20 protein-coding genes are annotated in these 23,761 nt (G+C 50.8%); 17 read left to right on the top strand and 3 right to left on the bottom strand.

Annotation, left to right across the window (positions count from 1 at the left end):
* Nucleotides 1–25 precede the first annotated feature (25 nt).
* From RRF56_RS01845 to RRF56_RS01835, 3 genes are read left to right on the top strand one after another with little or no spacing between them, the layout of a single operon-like run.
* A complete protein-coding gene (locus tag RRF56_RS01845) occupies nt 26–1,300 on the top strand; it encodes a TRAFAC clade GTPase domain-containing protein (RefSeq protein ID WP_317033701.1) in 1,275 nt (424 codons plus the stop codon).
* 30 nt (nt 1,301–1,330) lie between these two features.
* On the top strand, nt 1,331–2,302 hold the full coding sequence (locus RRF56_RS01840; RefSeq protein ID WP_317033700.1) for a hypothetical protein: 972 nt from the start codon (nt 1,331–1,333) through the stop codon (nt 2,300–2,302).
* Nucleotides 2,218–2,946, top strand: coding sequence for a hypothetical protein (locus RRF56_RS01835; RefSeq protein WP_317033699.1), 729 nt, complete (start codon nt 2,218–2,220; stop codon nt 2,944–2,946). Before RRF56_RS01840 ends, RRF56_RS01835 begins: the two co-directional genes overlap by 85 nt.
* A gap of 353 nt (nt 2,947–3,299) precedes the next feature.
* On the opposite strand, the gene RRF56_RS01830 is transcribed toward RRF56_RS01835, so the two are convergent.
* Nucleotides 3,300–3,551, bottom strand: coding sequence for a hypothetical protein (locus RRF56_RS01830; protein ID WP_317033698.1), 252 nt, complete (start codon nt 3,549–3,551; stop codon nt 3,300–3,302).
* Nucleotides 3,552–3,706: 155 nt separating this feature from the next.
* Nucleotides 3,707–4,708: a hypothetical protein gene (locus RRF56_RS01825; RefSeq protein WP_317033697.1), complete on the bottom strand. Its 1,002-nt coding sequence runs from the start codon at nt 4,706–4,708 to the stop codon at nt 3,707–3,709.
* 231 nt (nt 4,709–4,939) lie between these two features.
* Here RRF56_RS01825 and RRF56_RS01820 point away from each other — a divergent pair, with 231 nt between their 5' ends.
* Both RRF56_RS01820 and RRF56_RS01815 read left to right on the top strand, forming a co-directional pair.
* Complete coding sequence (locus tag RRF56_RS01820) at nt 4,940–5,416, top strand: hypothetical protein (protein ID WP_317033696.1); 477 nt, start codon at nt 4,940–4,942, stop codon at nt 5,414–5,416.
* Between the two features lie 121 nt (nt 5,417–5,537).
* Nucleotides 5,538–5,882, top strand: coding sequence for a hypothetical protein (locus RRF56_RS01815; protein ID WP_317033695.1), 345 nt, complete (start codon nt 5,538–5,540; stop codon nt 5,880–5,882).
* Here the strand turns inward: RRF56_RS01815 and RRF56_RS01810 are convergent.
* The gene (locus RRF56_RS01810) at nt 5,879–6,739 is read right to left on the bottom strand and encodes a WYL domain-containing protein (protein ID WP_317033694.1); all 861 of its coding nucleotides are present in this window, start codon (nt 6,737–6,739) and stop codon (nt 5,879–5,881) included. The genes RRF56_RS01815 and RRF56_RS01810 overlap by 4 nt on opposite strands.
* Nucleotides 6,740–6,857: 118 nt before the next feature.
* On the opposite strand from RRF56_RS01810, the gene RRF56_RS01805 reads away from it, so the two are divergent.
* From RRF56_RS01805 to RRF56_RS01750, 12 genes are all read left to right on the top strand, one after another.
* Nucleotides 6,858–7,127 (top strand): DUF433 domain-containing protein, encoded by a 270-nt coding sequence (locus tag RRF56_RS01805; RefSeq protein WP_317033693.1) that lies wholly within the window; start codon nt 6,858–6,860, stop codon nt 7,125–7,127.
* A 178-nt stretch (nt 7,128–7,305) separates the two neighbouring features.
* Nucleotides 7,306–10,551 (top strand): DISARM system SNF2-like helicase DrmD, encoded by a 3,246-nt coding sequence (drmD, locus tag RRF56_RS01800; RefSeq protein ID WP_317033692.1) that lies wholly within the window; start codon nt 7,306–7,308, stop codon nt 10,549–10,551.
* Between the two features lie 23 nt (nt 10,552–10,574).
* Nucleotides 10,575–12,314 carry a hypothetical protein gene (locus RRF56_RS01795; protein ID WP_317033691.1) on the top strand — a complete coding sequence of 580 codons (1,740 nt, stop codon included), beginning with the start codon at nt 10,575–10,577 and terminating at the stop codon, nt 12,312–12,314.
* Nucleotides 12,315–12,363: 49 nt separating this feature from the next.
* A complete protein-coding gene (locus RRF56_RS01790) occupies nt 12,364–16,470 on the top strand; it encodes an Eco57I restriction-modification methylase domain-containing protein (RefSeq protein WP_317033690.1) in 4,107 nt (1,368 codons plus the stop codon).
* Between the two features lie 148 nt (nt 16,471–16,618).
* Nucleotides 16,619–17,311, top strand: coding sequence for a DUF488 domain-containing protein (locus RRF56_RS01785; protein ID WP_317033689.1), 693 nt, complete (start codon nt 16,619–16,621; stop codon nt 17,309–17,311).
* Complete coding sequence (locus RRF56_RS01780; RefSeq protein WP_317033688.1) at nt 17,295–17,741, top strand: DUF488 domain-containing protein; 447 nt, start codon at nt 17,295–17,297, stop codon at nt 17,739–17,741. The genes RRF56_RS01785 and RRF56_RS01780 overlap by 17 nt, the downstream gene beginning before the upstream one ends.
* Before the next feature lie 15 nt (nt 17,742–17,756).
* Entirely contained in the window at nt 17,757–18,611 is an 855-nt protein-coding gene (locus RRF56_RS01775) for a dual OB domain-containing protein (protein WP_317033687.1), read from the top strand.
* A gap of 9 nt (nt 18,612–18,620) precedes the next feature.
* On the top strand, nt 18,621–19,166 hold the full coding sequence (locus RRF56_RS01770) for a hypothetical protein (RefSeq protein ID WP_317033686.1): 546 nt from the start codon (nt 18,621–18,623) through the stop codon (nt 19,164–19,166).
* 69 nt (nt 19,167–19,235) lie between these two features.
* Nucleotides 19,236–20,957, top strand: coding sequence for a DUF262 domain-containing HNH endonuclease family protein (locus RRF56_RS01765; protein WP_317033685.1), 1,722 nt, complete (start codon nt 19,236–19,238; stop codon nt 20,955–20,957).
* A 136-nt stretch (nt 20,958–21,093) separates the two neighbouring features.
* Nucleotides 21,094–22,263 carry a hypothetical protein gene (locus RRF56_RS01760; protein ID WP_317033684.1) on the top strand — a complete coding sequence of 390 codons (1,170 nt, stop codon included), beginning with the start codon at nt 21,094–21,096 and terminating at the stop codon, nt 22,261–22,263.
* Nucleotides 22,264–22,274: 11 nt separating this feature from the next.
* On the top strand, nt 22,275–23,306 hold the full coding sequence (locus tag RRF56_RS01755; protein ID WP_317033683.1) for a hypothetical protein: 1,032 nt from the start codon (nt 22,275–22,277) through the stop codon (nt 23,304–23,306).
* 80 nt (nt 23,307–23,386) lie between these two features.
* A complete protein-coding gene (locus RRF56_RS01750; protein ID WP_317033682.1) occupies nt 23,387–23,758 on the top strand; it encodes a DUF433 domain-containing protein in 372 nt (123 codons plus the stop codon).
* The last annotated feature ends 3 nt before the right edge of the window (nt 23,759–23,761 follow it).

Below are 23,761 nucleotides of genomic sequence, written 5' to 3'. Positions count from 1 at the left end.
CATTGTCTTTAGCTAAAGTGACATCATGAGTGACTTACAAGAACTAAATATCATCATGGTTGGCCGGAGAGGTGTGGGTAAAACCAGCTTTCTGGCTGCTATGCACGAAGAGTTCGACACAACATTTTGGAATGTTGGTCTTAATACCTGGACTACAGATACACAAACTCTAGATACTATTGAAGACTGTAAAAAAACACTAAAAAATATAGACTATCGACTCCAGAAAAAAGTAGATCCGACTCCGAATAAATTAAATCCCTGGGAAGACAAAGGCCTGATATTTGAGATTGGTAGCCGCGGCAAAAAATTTATAAGGGTTCGTTTCGCCGATCCTTCTGGTGAATACTTCTATCGTGAAGCAAATGATAAATACAAAGACTATGTTAGAAGTCAGCTTAACAGATGTGATGCTGTGATTATTCCCATTGACTCTACCGCGCTTATGGAGAAGAAGACCGGAAAAGTCAAACCTTCTGAAGTGGGGGATTGGCATGACGAAAAAAATGATCCTGAGCATATTAAAAAACTGTTCAAAGATTCCTATGCAACACTATCTCGGCCAAGATTAGTGATCTTTGCACCGATCAAGTGTGAAGCCTACGTTAAGAATGATAAGGATGCTCAGGATTTATTAGATCATGTGAGACTGGGCTATCGTGACTTACTCGATTTCTTTAAGGAAGACGAGCGATACGAAAAGATAGCTGTAGTGATCACACCTATCCAAACCATTGGTCATATTTCATTTTCCCATGCGGAGAAAACTGAGGAGGGTTTCACTAAATTTATCTACTATAAGGCCCCTCTAGATGCTCCCTACGAGCCAAAAGATGCAGATCAGCCTCTACGCTATGTGTTTCGCTTCCTATTAAATGTCTTTAATGAGAGTCGCAAGCTTGAATTAGAGAGAGCCCAACAAGAACTAGAACGCCTTGAACATGAGTCTGGAGTGAAAGCGAAGGAGCTTGAGCAAGCGAAGGAGAGGCTACAATCAGCCGAACAACGATTGAAAGACAGAAAACGGATGTTTGCACCCTTTAGGTTTGTGGCAGATTTATTTGATGATGTCTATTTGCCCCATGATGCGGCGAAAAGTGAAGTCAAGGTCAAAAAAGATGTCCTGAATGTTATTGAAGCTGAGAAGTTTGCTATTGGAGGACAAGTAAATGCCACAGAAGAACAAATCAAAGCATTTAATGATGCCATTGTGAAGTTTGCCATTGGCTGCAAGCAAGATCGTGGTTTTTCTATTCTGCAAGGCCGATCCAGATGGCTACCCGTTCCTAGTAACGACTAAATCTCTAGCATCTCTACTAAGGACACTACAATGACCACAGGCCAGGTTGAGATTTATGTTAGAAGTTCTCCTCTAGGACCAGTAGGTATTCACTGGTGCAATGTTAGCAAGCCGGAACAGACTAAAGAAGATCCTGAAATTCTCGCAGAACAGGTTGTGCCAGATGGTAGTTCTAAAATCAGCATCGACTCAGCTATAAATACCGTCAAACCCTGTCTAGTTTTGGCAAAGTATAATAGCAAAGTGCTTTTAGAAGTAACAGGCATAGACGCTACACCGGATCGCTCCGAGAAGCTTGGGAGGCGCATCTCCGAAGTTGTGCTTTGGGTCAGCGATGATAATGAAGAAACCGAAAAACAACTAAGAAAACTCGCCTACTGCGCCCTAACAGGACTTTGGATTCAAGACAGCAAGTTTAGAAAAGCTATTAGCGTATCTATTGAATTTGATGGTCTAAATAATTACAAAGTTGATGCAGATAGACTTCAGGACATTTACAAGTATCCTGAAAATTATACAGAAGAGAAACCCTTAAACTTAGAAACAGAAAACTCTTCAACTTTCAGCCTCAGCTATTTAGAGCCGCACAAGCTCGAAACAGACGAAGAAATTGCCCAACTTGCAGAGCAACTGCGCCAAGCCTCATTTAGCGATCTGGAAACCGCTATCGTCATTGCAGAGGTCAAGCAAACTGAGATTACAAGATGGCTCAATCATAGAGGGAATGTAGCTGAATTACCACCAAAATCTGAGCCAAGTATGATTATTCAGGAAGCACGAGAAGATGTCTCCCCTGAAAATATTGATAGTTTGGTATGGCAACCTAAAAGCGAGCAAAAAAAAAAGATTCCACGCTACCCCAAGAGCAGCCTGAGAATCGTATTGGCGATTGTGCTACTCATCTTCCTGATAACGCTTTGGTTAGCCAGAAAACAAATCCCCAATATTCTTCCCAGCCAGCCACCACCCCAACCAGTTCAAGTCCTTATGAAAATCAAGTAAATTCTACATCTTCTCAAGAGACTTGGATATCTAAATGCACATCTGAGGAGGTTCTTAGAGAACTTAAAAAGCAAATTGAAGAACTATCATCAGAAGACTACGAGCAGATTACAATCTTATGCAAAAGCATACGACAGAGAGAAATTCGTCAAGCTAGTGAAATTTATTTGAATGATGAAGAAGTGCTCAACTTGGTAAAAGACAGCCAAGACTATATGCATGAGCTGTCAAGAAGACTGACCGACGGAATAACCTATTTTTCAAGTTCAAGAAAACCGCAAACTAGAGATCAGTCAAATCTACTTAGAGGGTTATTTCAAGTTTTTTTAAATGCCAACAGAGATCCAGACTATATTCTCAGAAATATTCCAGTTATCATGTTTGGGGAGGGTAATGCCAATCCTTTGCCAATATCTAGGAAGAATATTAGTATCTTAAGCGATATAGCTTTAGAAAGCCAGAAGCAGCTCCTGGCAATAGTTTATTTCCTAAATCAAGTCAATTATAAAACTCAATATTCACGACAGAGATTTATAGATATTGATTCCCTAAAAGAAGTGATAAAAATCATCAGCAAGAACTTATCTGATTTTCGTTCAGAACTGAAAAAAATGACAAATCCATCACCGCGTTTATCTAGTTGAAATTAGAAGCATCTTGTCTAACGCTATAGGCATGGATCGGTAGATGTAGACAAGCCCTTGTAAACTTAAACTGTATGGCTATCAGGGCCATTTCATTCTCAAGGAAGGCGGAAGATACTAGAGGTTCAGACTGATTCCCCTTTTCCTTAAAGCTTATGCATCTCCCCTCGCAATCCCATTCCGTTGCCCCGCAACCTAGCCTTGAGGCACGGCCTGACAGAATTGAGATCCTTGAGAGCTGATTTCTAAACTCCAGCTTCATCAGATATCAAAAAAATAGTTCATGGGAGGGAGCAAAATATTTTTAGGGTGCCAGTTTATTTTTCCCTTTTTGACACTTGAAGAAGACTATGCTAAAAATCCCAACTATGGTCTGGGTCATCTAGTGCTGCTTCTACCTTTGCCAAGTCAGCCAAATCCTTAAAGGGACTTGCTTTTGCCAGATTTACAATGCTGATCAACACAGCAGCAAGCTGGTCATTATTTCCCGTTGAGATTGCCTGGTCAGCCAAAACAAAAAAACTCTTAAAGTTTTCAGCCCGCTCGTTGAATGCCTTATCGAGAAACTTCATCATGACATCGCGCTGCTGCTCAATTTCAGCCAACGCCGTTTTCTCCCAAGCGGCGATGTCTCTACGCTTTGTGCGCTCTTCTTGTACTACCCGCTAATACTCTGAATAAGCATCAACAAGCTGCTTAAAGCAAACAGCAGGGCTCATAGGGGGTACAAACTTGTTTGCGACATGGATAGGGTGATAGGTCATTTCTGATCCTCACTATTGGTATTGTCGCCGTTCTTTTTCTCACTCAAAAGCTGGTATTTAGCCTGAATATCGAATGAGCCTGGATTGAGTTGCCCCTCAGTATCGAGCACTGGTGTCTGAGTAATATCGGCGATCGCTTTAATGAACAACGCCACCTGCTGAAATAGCTGAGCATCCCGCTCTCGCTCAAATGGTCTGGACTCCAACATTTGTAAGCCTGATAGGGCCTGTCTATTCAAAGTTTCTAGGATTTCCCATAGCTCAGAAATTCTGCGCTCTACTTGGCCAGCAAACACTTGAGCCGCTTCCATTTTTGCGATCGCCTTCTTAACTTTGGCCTTATATTCACGCGCTCTAGTCAGCGCCTTTTCACCCTCAGACCCGAGGACAAAACCGCCAATTGCGATCGCTGGCCCCAGAGCAACGCCTCCTAGCACCATTGAGCCCAATGCCATACCGCCACCACCAGCCGCCAAAGAACCACCTCCAAACCAAGCCAACATAGCATTGGTGGCCGCCGCGCCACTGAGCGTGGAAATGGCTGTTCCTGTGCTGGCCACGCCCACAGTGGTAGCAATAGTCATAGCCCCGCCATAGCCTGCTGCCGATGCTGCCACCGCCGACACACCGCCTTTGAAATACTGCTCTGCGTGGATAGCGGCATTCTTGTACTTCTGAACCTGTTGGACTGAGACTTCCAATCCTTTGAGGAACTCTTTATCCGACATAGCCGCCTGCCGTCCAGTGGATTCGATGAAGCGGACAAAGGCCCCCACTGTTTCTTGCAGGACGCTGAGCTGGAATTCACCGTATTCCTTAGCTTGCTGGTTAACTTCGTCCCAACGCTTCTCTAGGGCTTCAGTAGCAGCCTCGTGGCGTTTCTGGGCACGGTGGGCCTTGCCCTCTGCCTTTTGCATATTGGCTACACCACTGACCCCCGTAGCTGCTCCATAAGTAGCAGACCCTATGGCGAGCAGTCCGAGAATTACCGGAATCATGTCAACTCCCGTGTCATGTAGAGGTTATGGGACAGGCAGCACTACCAACATAAGGGTGCCCATCTTCCTTTGATAATGCTCTTTCACTCGATCTTGAGAACTTCCAAGTCAAAAAATGGTGAAAGCTTTATTTAGAATTTCACCTTCTTCACAAAAGGATTGGCATCTTTAAAGAAAACTCTGCATTTATTTCCTTCTTAGTCAGTCAATACCTAATAGTGTTATTTAAGTATGGCTATCAGTAACAACGAACTAGAAAACAAGATAATTTTTATTTCGCAGAGTCTGGATCCCGAGAGTCACTTTTACGGCAGGCTGCTCAACTGGCAAGGTGTAGACGGCTTTTGGCATTACGGGATTGGCCTGTCAGATACCCAAATCTTCGATACAGGTAGAGGATGGGAGCCATTTGAACGGTACTATGTAAACACAAAATTTGTTCTGGGCATTGATGAAATTGCTTACACTCCTGACAAAACTATCAAGCGATTAATTTATGCCCTTCGGTGCTTTAAAGATTGGGACTACGGCTTACTGGGGTGGAACTGCGAACATCTTGGCCGCCTCATTGCAACCAACCAGCCAATCTCCTACGAGGTCAGACAACAAATTTGGCCCATTCCCCAATTAAACAACGATGGGTGGCATCCAAGTGCGGAGGATGACTTGAGGAATTACCTTTTAGCACATGCGCCCGAATGGGTATAAAAAGACTGGCCTTGGCTGGAGCGCTCTCACTGTCTCCTCCAGTTCTTAAATTGCCTTGAGCAACACAGCTTGAGCTCACCGCATGTCAAGCCCGTCAGCACACCCTACCAAAGCCATAAGCATGAGCCATATCGACTTCTCAAAGCTGAAGGGGGTCAAAGTCATCCATGACCCTAGTGGTTGTGCCTATAACCGCGATCGCAGCAAGGAAATGCCCAATGCCGTTGACTTTAACCATGTGACCATCTTCCCTCTGGGCTTTCGCACTAATAAAGCCAACCAGCTTGAAGCTGCCGAACAGATCGCCCTGATCCAAAATGGCAAGCTCACTCATATCGTCGAGCTACTAGACTGCGAGGCCTACGAGGATGGGGGTTGGTACCACCGGATATGTCGTGTTCTCTGGTGGTGGCCTAATGTAGATATGAATACCCTCGGCGTGGAATCTGCGCGCCTACATGGTTAGCTAGAGCAGTAATGCTGGTTCATCTGCGCAACATCCTTAGCGAACCTGTCCCGCACTTCCCCTGGCCCCACCACAATGCAGTTGGCTCCGTAACGGCGCACTTCGCGGAAGAACCAGAAGGTGTGATTGACCTGCCGCACGATGCGGCGAGCCTGCTGGTCAGGCAGCCATTCGTTGACTAGGTCGGCTTCGGTTTTGGAGCGATAGCTAAAGGCCAAGCTATTTAGCAGCCAGAACTCGACCTGGATGGTGCTGAGCTGGGGTTGCCAGTGCCCCTCTGCCGGGGAGATCACCGCCTCTTCGGGGATGCGGTCGAGGCGTAGTGACCAGTTGTGGAGCAAGGCCTCGATGTCGCGGCTGCCTTCGGTTTCCTCGCACCAGCATTCCAGGTACTGGCGGTCTTCGTGGGTGACAATTTTGGCGTGGCGGATGGTGAAGTTCCACAGGCGACCGGCGGCGTCTTGGTAGGTGAGGCGAAAGGGTCGCTGGAGGCGGATGCAGCGCTCGATCTCCATACGCCAGGGAGTGCTGGGCCGATCCACAAAGGCTTGAATTTCTTGCCGCAGGGGTAGGTTGATCTCGCTGCGCTCTAGCAGCAGCTCGGCGATCGCCACAGCTTCGGCCAAATAGCCCAGGTCAACGCACAGGTTGCGGGCGCGATTGAGGGCATTGATGCGATCGCGCCCCCAGTCGTGATTGGTCGCCAAGCGCAGATCACCGTTAGCAATGGCCTTGACCAGCTTCGAGACGTTGGGGTTATCGCCCCAGGTTTGGTCAAACGCCAGGGCCAGTTGTTCTAGCTGGGTTTTCTCTTGGTCTGACACCGAGAGTGTTAGGGCGCGGCCTTTGCGAGTCATTGCGGTAGTCACCCAAGTGTACGGACACTTTATATGAACTGAGTCTTGAATATCTCTATTGTGGTTGCCACGATGGAGAAAAGCAACAGCGCACGGACATTTTCTGGTTGACCCTACGATGCCTGCCTCAACTATGACGATGGATGAAAGAACGCTCCTAGAGCGGATTACGGTAGACCCGAAACTGTTTGGGGGCAGGCCCATTATTCAGGGGCGGGCGATCACGGTAGAGGGAGTCCTGGCCACTATGGTTGCTGGGGCTTCTCCAGAAGAGGTTTTGATCGTCTATCCGGAGCTAAGCCGAGAGGATGTGCTGGCCTGTCTGGAGTATGCCCGTCGGTTGGTTGCCGTCATGCGGCTAAAAGGTACGGATTTAACGCCTAGGTGAGCGTAGTTTGAAGCAGGGTATCCATGGGTTTATCAAAACGTTGTGTTTCATCATGCTTTGTGGGCGATCGCAGGGGTGAGAGGCCAGAGTTGGGAGTAAGTGGGCACCTTAGTACGGTGGCTATCGCAGGGCTACAGCAGATTGGCGCAGTTTTTAGCAGTGAGTGGAGGATTAACCATTGGCAGGCATTGAGAACAACAACACACTCAGCCCCGGCCAGATCGTCCATGTCAGGTCGCGCCAGTTTTTGGTCGAAGACGTTACCCCCGCCCCAGTAGCCACGGGCGATACCCTGGTGCGACTGGCTTGCCTGGAGGACGATGCCCAGGGGGAAGCCCTGGAGGTGTTTTGGGAACGGGAAATCGACGCCCAGGTGATCGAAACCTCCTCCTGGGAAGCGGTGGCCCACAAGGGGTTTGATGACCCGCGCTATTTCTCTGCCTACCTCCATGCCCTACGGTGGAACTGCGTCACTTCCACGGAGCCGAAGCTGTTTCAGGCCCCCTACCGGGCCGGGATTGAGGTCAAGGCTTACCAGCTAGAGCCGTTGCGTAAGGCCCTGCGGATGCCCAGGGTGAACCTGTTCATCGCCGACGATGTGGGCCTGGGCAAAACCATTGAGGCCGGGCTGATTCTGCGCGAGATGCTGATGCGGCAGAAGATTAAGCGGGTGGTGATTTCTTGCCCGCCGTCAGTGGTGCGCCAGTGGCAAGAGGAAATGGAGAGCCGTTTTGGCCTGACGTTTATTGTGTTTGATCGCGAGTTTGTGGCCGCCAAACGGCGGGAGCGGGGCTACGGCATCAACCCTTGGAAGACTCACACCCGCTTTATCATTTCCCATGCCCTGCTGCGGGAGGAAACCTATGCCGCCCCCCTGAGAGACTGGCTGGGCGAGTTTTCGGCGGGGTCGATGCTGATTTTGGATGAGGCCCACAATGCGGCTCCGGCCAGTGCCTCGCGCTATGCCGTGGATTCGCAATTAACGAAGGTCGTTCGTGAGCTGGCTCCCCGGTTTGAGCATCGGCTGTTTTTGTCGGCCACGCCCCACAATGGTCACTCCAATAGCTTTGCTGCCCTGCTGGAAATTCTTGACCCTCAGCGGTTTTGCCGGGGGGTGCCGGTGCGCAGCAAAAAACTGCTGGATGCGGTGATGGTGAGACGGCTAAAGCAAGACCTGCGGGAAATCAACGAGCCCGACTTCCCCAAGCGGGAAATTGTGCCGGTGCTCATCGATGGTCTGCCCGAGGATGCGCCAGAGCTGAAGCTGGCCCAGTTATTGCAGGCCTACCGCAAGCTGCGGGAGCAGCGCCTGAAGGATGCCCCCCGCTCGACCCAGACCGCCGCCCTGCTGGTGCTCACCAACCTGCAAAAGCGCCTGCTGTCGTCCATCGAAGCCTTTGCCCGTACCCTTAGCGTCCACCGTCGGGCCATTGAGCGGCAGGCTCAGCAACAGCAGAACGCGACCCAGGGCAGTCTGTCCCTACTGATGGAGAGTCCTGGATCTGACGATGACCGGGCTGACCTGCAAGAAGACGAGGTGCTGGCAGAAGAAGACCAGCAGATGGAGAAAGCTACCTACGCCGCTGGGGAAGCGATTTCCCAGGAGGAGCTGGCTCTGCTGGAGGAGATGACCCAACTGGCGGAACAGGCCCGACGACAGCCTGACTGCCGCATTGGGGAGTTGGAGAAATGGCTGCGCCAAAACCTCTGCCCCGCCCTGGGCCAGCCCAGGGCTAAATGGCTGAATCGGCGGGTGCTGATCTTTACGGAATACACCGACACCAAGCGCTATCTAGAACAGCAGCTCAAGGCAATCATTGCGGGCAGCGATCGCGAAGACGATCGCATCGGCACCTTCCATGGCGGCATGGGCGATGATCGCCGCGAAGAAATCAAAGCCGCCTTTAACGCCGACCCGGCCCACAACCCCCTGCGGATTTTGATCGCCACCGATGCAGCGCGGGAGGGGGTGAACCTGCAAAACTTCTGCGCCGACCTATTTCACTTCGATGTGCCCTGGAACCCCAGCCGCATGGAGCAGCGCAATGGGCGGATTGACCGGAAATTGCAGCGATCGCCCATTGTCCGCTGCCACTACTTTGTCTTGCTGCAACGGCCTGAAGACAAGGTGATCGATGTGCTGGTGAAAAAGACCCAGCGCATTCAGGAGGAACTGGGCAGTCTGTCGCCAGTAGTGGAAAAGAATGTGACCAAGCTGCTGGAGCAGGGCATTCGGGCTGAGCAGACTCAGGCATTGAGCGGTGCCATTGACAACGCTGATCAGGCCGATGCCGAATCTACCGGGCGGGGCACCGCGATTAAAGAAGAGCTGGAGGCGATTCGCCTGCGCCAAGACAAACTGCGGCAGCAGCAGGTGGAGCTAGAGGGGATGTTGCGCGACTCGAAGGAGTGGCTGGGGCTGAGCGATCGCCACTTTCGCGATGCCCTGTCGGTGTCGTTGGAGCTGATGGGGTCGGCGGCGCTAGCGCCCCTCTCGGCAGCGGAGGCGGTAGACAACGAGGAGCGCAGCCGCTGGACGGTGCCTGCCCTCGATCAGCAGGCCGGGGCCGACCCCTCCTGGGCTACCACCCTCGATACTCTCAGAGCACCTCGCCAGCGGGGGCAAAAGCTGTGGGACTGGCGCAAGGAAGCCCCAATTCGCCCAGTGGTGTTTCGCGATCCGGGGTCGCTAGATGGGGAGGTGGTGCACCTGCACCTGGAGCACCGCATGGTGCAGCGGCTGCTGGGGCGGTTTCTCTCCCAGGGGTTTCTCTACGATGAGCTGACTCGGGCCTGTGTGTGCCGTACCGATGACCCGATTCCTAGGGTAATTATTTTGGGGCGGTTGTCGCTCTATGGGGAGCGGGCGGCCCGGCTGCACGATGAGGTGGTGACGGTGGCGGCGGAGTGGCTCGACCCAGAAACCCGAGGCCGGGGCAAACTGCGGCCCCTGACGGAGGGGGAGAAGAAAGATGTGATGCAGATTTTGGAGGCATCGCTGGCGAATCGGCGGCTACAGGAGGTGCCGGAGACGCTGATGGAGCGGCTGAAGGGGTTTGTGGGCCGGGATGTGGAGGATTTGCTGCCGAACCTGGAGCGGCGGGCGACGGAGCTGACGGAGCGGGCGAAGCGGAAGCTGGCCCAGCGGGGAGAACGGGAAGCGGCGGAGATGAAGTCGCTGCTGGAGGAGCAGCGGAACCGGATTCTGAAGCAGGAGCAGCAGTATGAAACGTTGCAGCTGGGGCTGTTTAACCGGGATGAGATGCGGCAGATCGAGGCGGATCGACGGCACTGGCGCACCAGGGTAGAGCAACTGGCAGAGGAGATGGTGACGGAGCCGGAGCGGATTCAGCAGACCTATCAGGTAAAGGCTGAGCGGATTGAGCCGGTAGGGATTGTGTATTTGTGGCCAGTGTCGAGTTAGGAGTGCAGACGAAAATGGAAAGTATGAAACTGCGAGATTACAAACAAGCGTTGCGTGACCATTTTGGAGTGGCTACATCCAATCAACTACGAAAAGATAAAGCTTGGCTAGAATTTGCTGAAGAGAACGGCTTACCAGTCCTTCATGGGTTCGATGCCTGGAAGCAGGCTTATGAAGCAGTGTCTTCGGTTTCTCAAAGCCCAAAGAGTGAGCGTGAGACTAATGCTGAAGAAACGGCCAGTGAAGACGAAGGATCTGGCCCAACTGAAAATGGATCGAGAGAGGAAGAGATCACCTTAACGGTAATCAGTTGTCAGGGTTGGGATATTGAGTCTTACCAACCTTTGTCAGAAGAAACTGCTTCCTTTACGGAACTGCAAGATTCATCTGGAAATACGGTTGGGGCGCTACTGCAATATTCTCCTGAGCAAAGCCAGCAGCTCATAGGCCATTTTCGGGGCCTAAGCTTACACAGCCCAAATGCTTGGCATCAAGGCAGGTTGAACTCAGCAGTTGTAGATCAGTTAGGGGCAGCCTCAGCAGTGGTGGCTTCTGGTTTACAGACAGGGCAGCTGCTTAGGGTAGTCGGCCCGCCAGAACTGGTTTCTGGTATATCCAAGGGAATTTACAAGCTGGTTCAAAGCGACGGCGCATTTCTTGGAACCGTGAAAAATGCCATTGGAAGCAAGTTCGCTGGGCAACTCCAGTTCGCGCAGGCTTCTGCCGTGCCCATTCTGGCTCCCGTAGTTGCTTACCAGGTGCTCCATGCGATTGTGGGTACCCAGCAACTAAACCAAATCAACCAGCGACTGGCCCACATGGAGAAAACCCTGGAAGAACTCCATGTCAGGCAGGAGGCCGAGATACTGGGCGAAATTTACTATGCCATCAATGTTTTGGACGACATCGAGGCAGAGCGGGTGAACACCGGGGTGTTTACAGCAGATGCCAGTAACCGTTTAGCCCTGGTCGAGAAAAATATTCTGGCTATCCTTGAGCGAAATCGGTTGCTAGTCGAACGGTTTAGAGATAAGGCGAAACACACTAGATCTCAACGGGGTCGTCAAGGTGCCCGCAGTGCGGCAGAGCTAATTAAGTCAGATGGGGCACAGGCGATCCACGACATGCAGTGCTTAATTGGACTCATTGCGGCGGATCTTAAGCTTGAGCAGATGTTGCTCCTGCAAGCTATGCAAAACAATCCTGCCGATGTGGGGCGGCGGCAAGAGCGCATTCGCGACAAAATGCAGAAGCACGAACAGGCACTAGAAAATCTCCCGTCGGTGAAGGAGCTTGAGCGCCATGCTGATGCCTGCTTGAAGGCCATGCGCTGGTGGGAAAAGCTCACTGATTTTGGCCAAACCAAGAAAGAGGTCAGAGAGTCCCAAGCTTATGGACTTGAGGATGCTAAACCAGCGCTTGCGGCACTTAAGCCAGGTCTAAATAGCTATGTTTTCTGGCAAGACAAGGAGGGTATTCAAGTCTTTTCTATGTCTGGTGACGACCTTCGGCTTCGACCAACTCAGTTAGCTGCTGAGCAAGATCTGGACGTCTTGCAAGTGATGGTCAAAGAGCACGTCGTTGCTGGCAGTACCTATAAGTTGCAAATCCCAGAGATAGCAGAACCTGTGAGAGTTGCTGTAGACGAGGAGGTAGAACCAGGTCTTTGGTTGGGTAAACAGCTCGACCAGGAACTGAAGCAATCCGTATTGATTCGAGCCCAAGACTACTTCAAACCCTGTCCCAGTTTTGGGCTAGGGTAGCCAGCGCCCTTAAAGCGAGCATTTTTCTGCAACACAGCTCATTGTCACCATGCCATCCAGAGACCTCGATATCCTCAGACACCAAGAATGGTTGGGCCTCCTCCAGCCCGTGGGCCTAGTCGTGTCGCCGCCTGCGCTGATCAAAGCCCAGGCGGTGATTGATCGCGCCAAGCTGGTAGACCTGCAAGAGCGGCTGCAAGGTGTGGTGTCTACCGAGGCTATCCCTCGCCATGGGGATGAGGGTATTGCCTGGATTGAGAACTTCCCGATCTTTACCCAGAAGGTGCTGGACTGGATGCCTGAAGACCTGGTGGTGGCGGCTGACTTGCCCGATCGCCTCTCGGCGGTGCTGCCTAGCTATAGCGAGACCCTGCAACCTACCTATGGGGTCAAAGACCCCGACAGCGACGAGTGGGTTTTGCTGGTGCAGGAGCTGGCACCGGGGCTGCCGTTGGATGAGGATGACCCGGCGACGGCGACGGGGCAGGGGTGGAAAGCGAGTTTTCAGGCCAAGTTTGAGCGGTTGCTGCGGGAGACGGGGATTGCTACCGGGCTGCTGGTAAATGGTACGGAGATGCGGCTGGTGTATGCCCCCAGTGGCGAGTCGTCGGGGTATCTGACGTTTCCCGTGCAGGCGATGGTGGAGGTGCCGGGGCGACTAATTTTGGGGGCGCTGGATCTGCTGATTGGGGCCGATCGCCTCTTTAACGTGCCCGAAAACCAGCGGTTGAACCGTTTGCTAGTGGAGAGCCGCAACTACCAGGCGGAGGTTTCAAACAAACTGGCCAGCCAGGTGCTCGATGCCCTGTGGGAACTGCTGCGCGGCTTCCAGGCGGCAGATGCTGCCGCCAACGGCAAAATCTTTGCCCCCCTCTTATCTCCCTTCGCCCGTTCTGGGAGATGGGCCGGGGGTGAGGGCCAACACATCTACGGCGGCCTGATCGCCACGCTGATGCGGCTGGTGTTTTTGCTCTATGCCGAAGACGAGGGGCTGATGCCCGATGATGAGGTCTACCAGCGCCACTATGCCGTGTCGGGCCTCTACGAAAAGCTGCGGGAAGACGCGGGCAGCTACCCCGACACGATGGATCAGCGCTATGGAGCCTGGGCCACGCTGCTGAGCCTGTTTCGGCTGGTGTATGACGGCGGCGGCGCCTACGACGAATATCTGCCTGCCCGCCACGGGCAACTGTTTGACCCCGACGAGTATCCGTTTTTGGAAGGGCGACCCAAGGGCACCCAGTATGAGACCCATGGCCGGGTAGAAGCGCCCCGCATTGCCGATGGGGTGATTTACCGAATGCTCGACAAGCTGCTGATGCTGGGGGGGGAACGCCTCTCGTACCGGGCGCTGGATGTGGAGCAGATCGGCTCGGTGTATGAAGCGATTATGGGCTACGAGGTGGAGGTGGCCGAGGGGCTATCCATTGCGGTGAAGCCGAAGGATGTGGTGATCAATGTCGAGGCGCTGCTGGCGGAGAAGCCGGGGAACCGGGCCAAGGTGCTGCAAGACTGGGCCGAGTGCAAGCTGACGGGTAAGGGGGCAACGGCGCTGAAGGATGCCACAACCCCAGCCGATCTGGTGGCAGCCCTGGGCAGTCGGGTGTCGTCGCGGACGCTGAACCTGTTGCCCCCCGGTGATCTGTACCTGCAACCGGGAGAAGAACGCCGCCGCACCGGCTCGCACTACACGCCGCGAAAGCTGACCCAGCCGATTGTAGAGACCACCCTGCGCCCAATTTTTGAGCAGTTGGGCGATCGCCCCACCCCAGAGCAGATTTTGAACCTGAAGGTGTGCGACCTGGCGATGGGGTCGGCGGCGTTTTTAGTGGAGGCCTGTCGGCAACTGGCGGAGAAGCTGGTGGAAGCGTGGGATACCCACGGCCAGCCTGCCGACCTGCCTGCGGCGGTGGAGCCGTTGCTCTACGCCCGCCGGCTGGTGGCGCAGCGGTGCCTCTACGGCGTAGACAAAAACCCCTTTGCGGTGAACCTGGCGAAGCTGTCGCTGTGGCTGGTGACGCTGGCCAAAGACCAGCCGTTTACCTTTGTGGATCATGCGCTGAAGTGTGGGGATTCGCTGGTGGGGCTGACGCGGGCGGAGATTGGCAGCTTTGGCAAAGACACGACGGAAGACCTGCCGCTGTTTAAGTACCTAAAGGAGAAGGTAGATCGGGCGAAGGCGTACCGCACGCAGATACAAGCGCTGGATACGCGGACGGATGCGGATGCGGAAGAGAAGCTGGCCCAGTGGCAGCGGGCAGAACGGGAACTGGAGGAGGCGAAGCTGATTGGCGATGTGAAGATTGCGGCGTTTTTTGAAGGCAAGAGCAAGAAAGACCGCGAAGCCAAACTCTCGGAATACGCCGACCTCGTTCGCACCTGGCGACAATCTGTTTACACCCAGGGCGATCCATCCACTCATCCACCCACCGACGCATCCACTCCCTCACCCCTTACCGAAATTCAGAACTCTATCCGCAATGCCGAAAAGCCCATCACGCCGTTTAACTGGGAAATTGAGTTTCCAGAGGTGTTTGATCGAGAGAATCCGGGGTTTGATGCGATCGTGGGGAATCCGCCTTTCGCGGGAAAAAATACAATTCATGCCTCTCATCCTGATGGCTATTTGGAATGGCTAAAAGTAATAAATCCTGAATCTCACGGAAATTCCGATTTAGTAGCCTATTTCTTCCGCAGGACATTCACCATGCTTAAAAAAGGAGGTGCTGCGGGTCTAATAGCCACTAATACAATTGCTCAAGGGGATACACGAGCAACAGGATTAAGATTTATTTGCAACAATCGAGGAACGGTGTATGACGCTCAAAAAAGAGTGAAATGGCCTGGATTAGCGTCTGTCATTGTAAGTGTAATCCACTTTTATAAGGGTATATATAAAGGACGAAAAAATATAAATGGTCGTGATACTTCTTGCATATCTGCTTATCTTTTTCACTCCGGTGGTAACGATGATCCAAAAGCTCTTTTAGAAAATGGAAACAAAGCCTTTGTGGGTAGTTATGTACTCGGACTAGGTTTCGTGTTTGATGATTCAAATCCAAAGGCTTTACCTATATCAGAAAAAATTAGGCTCATAGAAAAAAATTCAAAAAACTCTCAAAAAATATTTCCTTACATAGGTGGCTCCGAAGTCAATAGTAATCCTACTCACGCTTACAGTCGCTATGTCATTAATTTTGGGGAAATGAGTGAGCAGGAGGCATGGGAATATCCAGATTTGATGCGCCAACTTGAGGAGCATGTTAAAGGCACCCGTGCAAGCCATTCAAGTGCTTCGTGGTGGCAATTTGAAAGGCTTAGAGGAGAATTATATAAGGCCGTAAGTGATTTGGATAAAGTGCTTGTATGTGGTCAAACAAGTAAATATAGGACTTTCACATTCTTGCCGTCGAACTATGTTTTCGACCAAAAACTAATTGTCTTTGCTTTATCATCATTCACGGCGTTTGCGAGCTTGCATTCTCGCTTGCATGAAATTTGGGCCATTTTCCTCGGTTCAACAATGAAGGATGATCCGGTTTATACCCCTTCAGATAGCTTTGAAACCTTCCCCTTCCCCGAAAACTGGGAAACCGACCCCACCCTAGAAGCGATCGGCAAAACCTACTACGACTACCGCGCCGACCTCATGGTGCGCAACAACCAGGGTCTCACCGACACCTACAACCGCTTCCACGACCCCACCGAAACCCACCCCGACATCCTCCACCTCCGCCACCTGCACGATCAGATGGATCGCGCCGTCCTCACCGCCTACAGCTGGCCCGACATCGACACCACCTGCGGCTTCGCCCTCGACTACCTCGACACCGACCCCGACGACCTACCCCCCGAAGCCGCCGAGCGAGTCGCCAGCGGCGACCTCTTCTTCCCTACCCCCGACGAAGCCGCCGCCTTTGGTGCCCTGATCAGCACCGGCAAACGCAAACTCCCCTGGCGCTACAAATGGCCCGAAGCCACCCACGACGAAGTGCTCGCCCGCCTGCTCGACCTCAACCAGCAGCGCCACCTGGAGGAGGTGCGGGGGCATAAAGCCGCGAAGCCATCGGATAAAGGGCAACGGGTGAAGGGTAAAGGGTCGAAGAAGGCAAAATCAGACGCCGAAACACCCACCATTCCCGGTATGGAGGTATAGACCCATGACTCATCTGTCGACAGCTAAACACATTAGCACCAGTCTGGGTGAGCCAACCCCAGTCCCAGCGATTGACTCAAGCTAAACCGTTCTCGTCATGGGGCTTTCCTATAATTAAGGCTCTAGGCAGTCTCTTTCAACCCGTAGCATGTCAAACAAGTTGTACACGATTGGCCATTCCAATCACGACATTGACACCTTCATCGCCCTACTCAAGCAGCACGGGGTAACTGCCCTGGCGGATGTGCGGTCAACTCCCTATAGCCGCTACATGCCCCACTTTTGCCAAAAGCCCTTGAAAGCCGCTCTCGAAAACGCGGGCATTCGCTATGTCTTTTTGGGCCGTGAACTCGGGGCTCGCCCCGAGGATGAAAGCTGCTACGTCGAGGGGAAAGCCCTATACGAGCGCATTGCCGCCACCGATGCCTTCGCCAGAGGGCTAGACCGCGTGGTAACCGGCAGCCAAAAGTTTGATGTTGCGCTCATGTGTGCTGAAAAGGATCCATTAACTTGCCACCGTGCTGTTTTAGTGTGCCAGCACCTAAAGCAATTTCCTCTAGAAATCAACCACATCCTCAGCCACGGCAATCTCGAACCCCACTCCCATTTAGAAGAGCGCATGCTCAAACTGAATGGTCTAGCCGATGCCCTCGACCAGCCCACCGAGCCCCTAGAACAAGCCCAACTCACCTTATTTAGCGATTCCTCAGCCACCTCCCCAACCGATGCCCCGATCGCCCTACTAGATCATCATTCCCTAGAAGGCGCTATCCAAGAGGCTTACAAACGCCAGGGCGATCGCATTGCCTACGTAGAAAAAAACCATGACTCAACCAATTGATGTTTTTACCATCGGCTTCACTCAAAAAAAGGCCCAGCAGTTTTTTGAACTATTACTCAAATCTGGCGTTCGCCGAGTAATTGATACCCGTCTGAACAATGCCTCTCAGCTAGCAGGCTTTTCAAAACGAGATGATTTAGCCTATTTCCTCAAGACAATTGGGGATATTGAATATATTCATATGCCAGAACTGGCACCAACTAAAGATATTCTCGACGCCTATAAAAAACAAAAGGGTGACTGGCAAACCTATGAAACCAAGTTTATCGACTTGATAAATAAGCGGCAAATTGAAAAGGTGCTATCGCCAGAGCTAGTCAATGGCGGGTGTTTATTGTGTAGCGAAGCAAAACCCCACCACTGCCATAGACGACTCGTAGCTGAGTATTTGAATAAAAAATGGGGAAACGTAGATATTCATCACCTTTAAATATGATATTAAGCAATGAATCGAACACAGATCATTTGCCTTGCTAATTCTCTAAAGCTAAGAGAGCGTTGCTTTGCAGGAATCAATCTTGATTCAGCTCGTTGGATTCGACCAGTTTCTTTGAAGTATCCCAATGATGGCAGAGTCCCTTGGAGTACAGAAATAAGTAGTGGAACAAAAATTCTAACGCTTGAAGAGATCAAAGTACTAGATGTCTTAGAGATTCCGTTATATGAAACAGGGCCAGACTTTGGATTTGAGTGTGAAAATCGTGCTATTGCTGCGGGACAATGGACCTATATTCGAAAAGCTAAAATTGAAGAAATTCTACCCTTCGTGAATTTCCATTCGCCAATCCTACATAATTCCTACAAATATGTCACCGTTCCTTTTCTTCAGTCACTACCGTTTGAGCAAAGAAAAAGCTTGGATATTGTGTATACAGATTCACTAAAAATAACTCAGCAGGAAAAGACAGATGGAAATAAGAAGTGGAAAGGAACGTTCGTGACCAGGGGAGGATATTCCTTAAAGGAGGCCACCATTACTGATCCTGAAGCCGTGGATTTATTTCGTCATGGCATTTATCTAAACGAGCCATGTTTAATTACTGTAAGTTTAGGCATGCCTTTTAGCCCGCCAGGGTGGGATGGCCCAGCAAACCCATGCTGGAAGCTAATTGCTGGAATCAGAAGGCTTTCACTAATAGAACAGATTTTAGTTGAGATGCACATTATAGGGTGGAGCATTGAGCAAGGAAGAAATTATGCCATGAGCACATTTGGCAAAAAGAGTCGTCTCCACCTCACCTATGACGAAAAGCATATTTTCATCGATCATCTCCGAAAACTATCCCAACCCAACCTATAGAAAACTTCTATGAAAAATGAAAAATTTACCTTAACTCTTATCCTTGCCATTGCAAGCTCTTTAATTACATGTACTGCGGTGCAGGCTCGACCTTACCCCGACCAAGTCGGCGTCTGCTACGCTTTCCAGGGCGACACCCAAGCCCGCCTAGAGCCCTGTGTCATCAGCGCAGGCTACGGAGCCGGTGCCCACTACGCCACACTGAACTGGATGGATGGCACCAAAACCAGCATTTTGATGATTAATGACTGCCCCGATGGGAACTATGACTTAAGCGGCTTTTGCAGCTACACCATCAATGATCGCGATGCAGAGGTCTACCAGCGCGATGTCTTCCTAGGCGAAACCACCTTCGATGACCCCGACAACCTACTTTGCTACCGCGTCGTTCCTGCTGAGGCACAACCTGATACACGACTTGGGAGATCAACTATTTTCAGACCAAAAGAATGGGGACTTGGGCTACTGAACTGGGCGCTGAGTCCCCTATCCCGTCGATCAACCTCCCAAGCCGCAACTGATAGCAATTTCTGCTATCGGTTCAACGAAAGTTAGCTACCTTCATATACTTCCTGATTTATTCGTCAAGTCTCAACCAAACCCCTATTTGTAATCTTCTAAACCATGCCTACCAGAATCCACGGTGCCGAATATCCCATTGAGAAAATTTTCTGTGATGACTTTGTATTCTCAATTCCCCTCTATCAACGTCCCTACGCCTGGGAAATTGAACAAGCAGAAGCTCTACTCGATGATTTGCTAGATTTTCTGGGAGATAGCAACACTCCAATAGACGAAATCAGCCCTTACTTCTTAGGTAGCATCGTCCTGATTAAAACTGATGGTGCTTCACAGTCTGAAGTCGTGGATGGTCAACAACGCTTGACAACCCTGACTATCCTCCTGTCTGTTCTACGAGAAGTCGTTCCAGAGAAAATTGCTAAAGAGCTAACAAAATATATATATGAAGAAGGCAGTTGGGTTAGAAACACGCCCAACCGCTATCGCTTAACCCTGCGGGAGCGAGATGAGAAGTTCTTCCGCGACTATATTCAAGACGAAGGAGGCATCAGCAAACTAATCGAGAAAAAAGATGCCATTCTCCCCGACAGCCAAGCTCACATTCGCGACAACGCTCTGCATCTGCTAAAACGCTTACAGAAACTTTCCGAGCATCAGTGCATTCGGCTAACTCAATTTGTCATCACAGGCTGTTTGCTGGTAGTTGTCTCCACTCCCGATATGGATTCGGCCTATCGCATTTTCTCAGTCCTCAATGACCGTGGACTAGACCTATCCCATACCGACATTCTCAAGTCAGAAATTATCGGCAAAATTTCACCAGGTCAGCAAGAGCAATACAACAGGCTTTGGGAAGACACTGAAGTCAGGCTAGGGCGCGGCACCTTTCAAGACTTGTTCTCCCACATTCGGATGATTTACCGCAAAGCCAAGCAAAAAGACTCCGTCCTGAAGGAGGTTCGGCTATATGTGGAGCCAAGTAAAAATCCAGCCTACTTTATTGATGAAGTGCTATGCCCAACAGCTCAGGCCTATGCCGATATCCAAGACTGCTACTACGAGAGCAATCAGCACGCCGAAGCCATCAATACCTACTTCAAATACCTCAACCGCATTGATAATGCCGACTGGCTGCCGCCTGCGATCGCTTACCTCTCCAAGCACCGCCATCAGCCCGACAAGCTGCTCACCTTCTTCAAAGACCTTGATCGCCTCGCCTCTGGCCTAATGATTCAACGCGCCGACATCAACCAACGGATGCGCCGCTACAGCACCCTCCTTACCTGGATCGAAGAGGGCCAAGACCTGAGCCAGCCCGACTCTCCCTTGCACCTCACCGCTGACGAGTGCCAGGCCATTATTCAGCGTCTCAATGGCCCCCTCTACCTAGAGACCAAAATTCGCCTCTACGTGCTGCTGCGCCTCGACACCTACCTCTCTGGCGGCGAGGCCGTCTACACCCTACCCCGCATCACCGTCGAGCACATCTTGCCCCAAACCCCTCGCCAAGACAGCCAGTGGCTAGCCTGGTTCCCCGACGAAGAAACCCGGCAAGGCTATGTGCACCGCCTGGGCAATCTGGCTCTACTGTCGGGCTACAAAAACAGCAGCGCCCAAAACTACGACTTCGAGACCAAAAAGAAAAAATATTTCACCGGCAAAAGCGGCGTTTCCCCCTTCGCCATGACCACTCAGGTACTCAACACACCCGAATGGACACCTAAAGTAATTGAAAAGCGACAGGACGAGCTAATCAACTCCTTCAAGGAACTCTGGCGATTGGATGAAGCTGTTCTCGTACCCCAACCCGCACTTGTGGGATAAGGTGGCTTGGCTTAAGTAGCTCAATCTATGCCAAAAGTCTCCAAATAGGCATTTGCCCCACTCTAAGTGAATTCCCCCTTCACTAAAACCTGTAAATCTTTGCAAAGCTCCAGTTCTATTAACAAGGACTATGACAATGACGAATATTTCTCCTCCAACTCCAGCGACACCACAACCTGAACCAGAAAACAACTTGGATAAGTTTTTTAGACTCTCCAAGCGAATTTCGCCCTACATATGGGCTGTAGTTGTGGCAGTGGTACTCATTCCTGCGATCGGTAGCTGGTTTATAGTACAGGCCTTTTCTGAAGATCTACCTCAACCACCTGCTACAGAGGTACTGGCAACCGATCTTCCACAATCAGGCAGTAAAGCTGCCCTACAGACCTTCGAACCCGACTGGACCAAGTTTGAAAGCCTTGCAAAAGATAAACTCCGTAATGCCAGAGTTAAAACAGACGCTTTCGCCAGAAATGAACTAGACCAGTGGACTGATGATTTAACTCAACGCTTAGACAACAGTTTTTTAGACTGGTACTTTGGATATTTTCACCAAAAACAACTAGAGTACAAAAGCTTTTTTGCGGGTGTCTCTGGAAAGTTTTGGCAATGGCTTGACCCTTACAACCCTTCCCCTAATGAGAAAATAGCTGAAGAAATTACAGCGGAATTCCAAGAAGAATTTGCTAAGCGGGTCTTGGTTCCGAGAATCTCAGAATATCAGCTTCAAAATATCGCGGTCAGAACTGCTAAGGAATACATTAAGCAGCTCGGCCAGGAGTTCAACCAGGTTCCTATTGAAAGTGGTGTATCGGCGGCTGAATGGAACCGTTACTTGGAAGATGTATCCGTCAGTATCCCTGGGGTTCTAGGTAATCCCCTAGATTTACCTCTTAAACAAATAACCTTAGCAGGAGCCTATGTTGCTTTTAAGCCACTAATTTCTCCTTTTATTCCTAAAGTAGGTAGCGCTGTCGTCGCCAAATTAGCCACCAAAGCAGGTGCTAAAATTGCTACGAAAACCGGGGGAATGCTGGCTGCAAAACTTGGCAGCACTCTTCTCGATGCAGGCGTAGGTGCCAGCATCATCATTTGGGATGTTTGGGACGCTTACAATACAGCCAATATTGAAAAGCCAATTCTTCGAAAAAATCTAGTCGACTACCTAGGCAAAGTTGAAGAATCTATCCTGGAAAATCCAGATAACGGAGTCATGACTGTAGTAGATAAAATCGACCAAAGGATCCTACAGTCGATCCACATTACCCGTGACTTGAATGCGTCCTTTTCTGCTCCTAACGCATAAGAGGACACCCCATGAAAAACTGCAAGGCTACAAGACAGCTTCTGGGACTTCTCGTATTAATTGTCTGTTGTTGGGCAACTTTATTGCCTACTCCGTTCGCATTAGCAAGTCCTGAAGATTTAGACATTCCTTCAGAACCTGTAGACACTGTAGTTCAAGAAGAAAACTGGGATACTATAGACCGCCAGCTTGTTGCTTCTCTCCGGGAAGCTTATGACAGTACTGAGGACTTTACCACGAGAGAGCTTGATCGATGGGCTGATTCCTTAGCTCAAAAAGTTGATCACCCATTTCTAGACTGGTATTTCAACTTTTGGAATCAGAAAGTAACCGAATATACTGCTCCGGTCGCTTGGGCTACTCACAAGCTTGACTCAAAACTTAAGATTCTACGAGCGGAGGATGAGAGAGAGCTAAATGCTAACCAGATTCTACAGAAGCGGATGGCGGAAAAATTCAGCCAAAAATTTGCTGAGATGGTTATGACCGAGCAGGCTCAGGCTGACCTACAAAATATTTCCCAGCGAGCATTGGGAAATTATGCATCAGCGATTGGTGTAAAACTTGCCATGGTCCAAAGTCGCTTTCAAGTCCCTGAAGAAGATTGGGATAAGCATCTGGAAGATATCTCGCTCATGTTGCTTCAGACAGGCTCTAGCTCCTATGAAATCAATAAGTTAGCCAGTGATTTATCCACTAAAGCATTGGCTGTTGCCGGTATCGCCACAACCTCCAAACTAGCATCAGCTTTAGTTGTTAAGTCAGCGTCAAAAATGGCAGCTAAAGGAGGAGCTGTGCTAGCTGCTAAATGGGGAGCTTCTGTCGTAGATCCCACCTTAGCTATTGGTTTAGTTGCATGGGATGTTTGGAGTTATCGAGATCAAGTAGCTAAAAATCGACCCCATGTACAGGAAATTCTGATTAAGTATATAACTGAGAGCAAAAACGCCATGCTGGAAAATGCCCAAGGCAGCGGCATTATGGATGCCATTGCCTCGGTGCAAAATGAGTTTCTCCACAGCTTTCAGCCAAGGCTTGGATGACGTCGTCTCTGCTAAACCTTAAGGAAGTTGAGCAGCGCTTTGCCTAAAATCACTAGCCCCACCCTCAACCCTGTGTCCCCATGAACGCCAAACTTGTAGAATCCCTCGTTCAGGCGATCGAGTCCTTACCCCAAGAGGACTATGCCCTGTTTCAAGAACAGCTCACTACCCGCAGCGTGCAGAAAACACCAGGGGTTTGCGGTGGCCATGCCCGCATTCGCAGTACCCGCATTGCCGTGTGGACACTCATCTCCCTACAAAACCAGGGAGCCGACGATGACGAGTTGCTGCACAACTTCCCTGGGCTTACCCCCTTTGATTTGATCGCAGCACGGTCTTACTATGCCAGCCAGCCAGAAGAGATCGATAGCGCGATCGCCGACATTCACGATTACGAAGTTCCCTGTGAGGGAGAAAGTACATCACAGGTTCTCACGATTACGCAAAACTAGACA

It is taken from the genome of Nodosilinea sp. E11 (assembly GCF_032813545.1).
Classification (GTDB): domain Bacteria; phylum Cyanobacteriota; class Cyanobacteriia; order Phormidesmidales; family Phormidesmidaceae; genus Nodosilinea.
The sequence above is the reverse complement of the archived record's forward strand: the minus strand, read 5'-3'. Positions and strand labels throughout refer to the sequence as shown.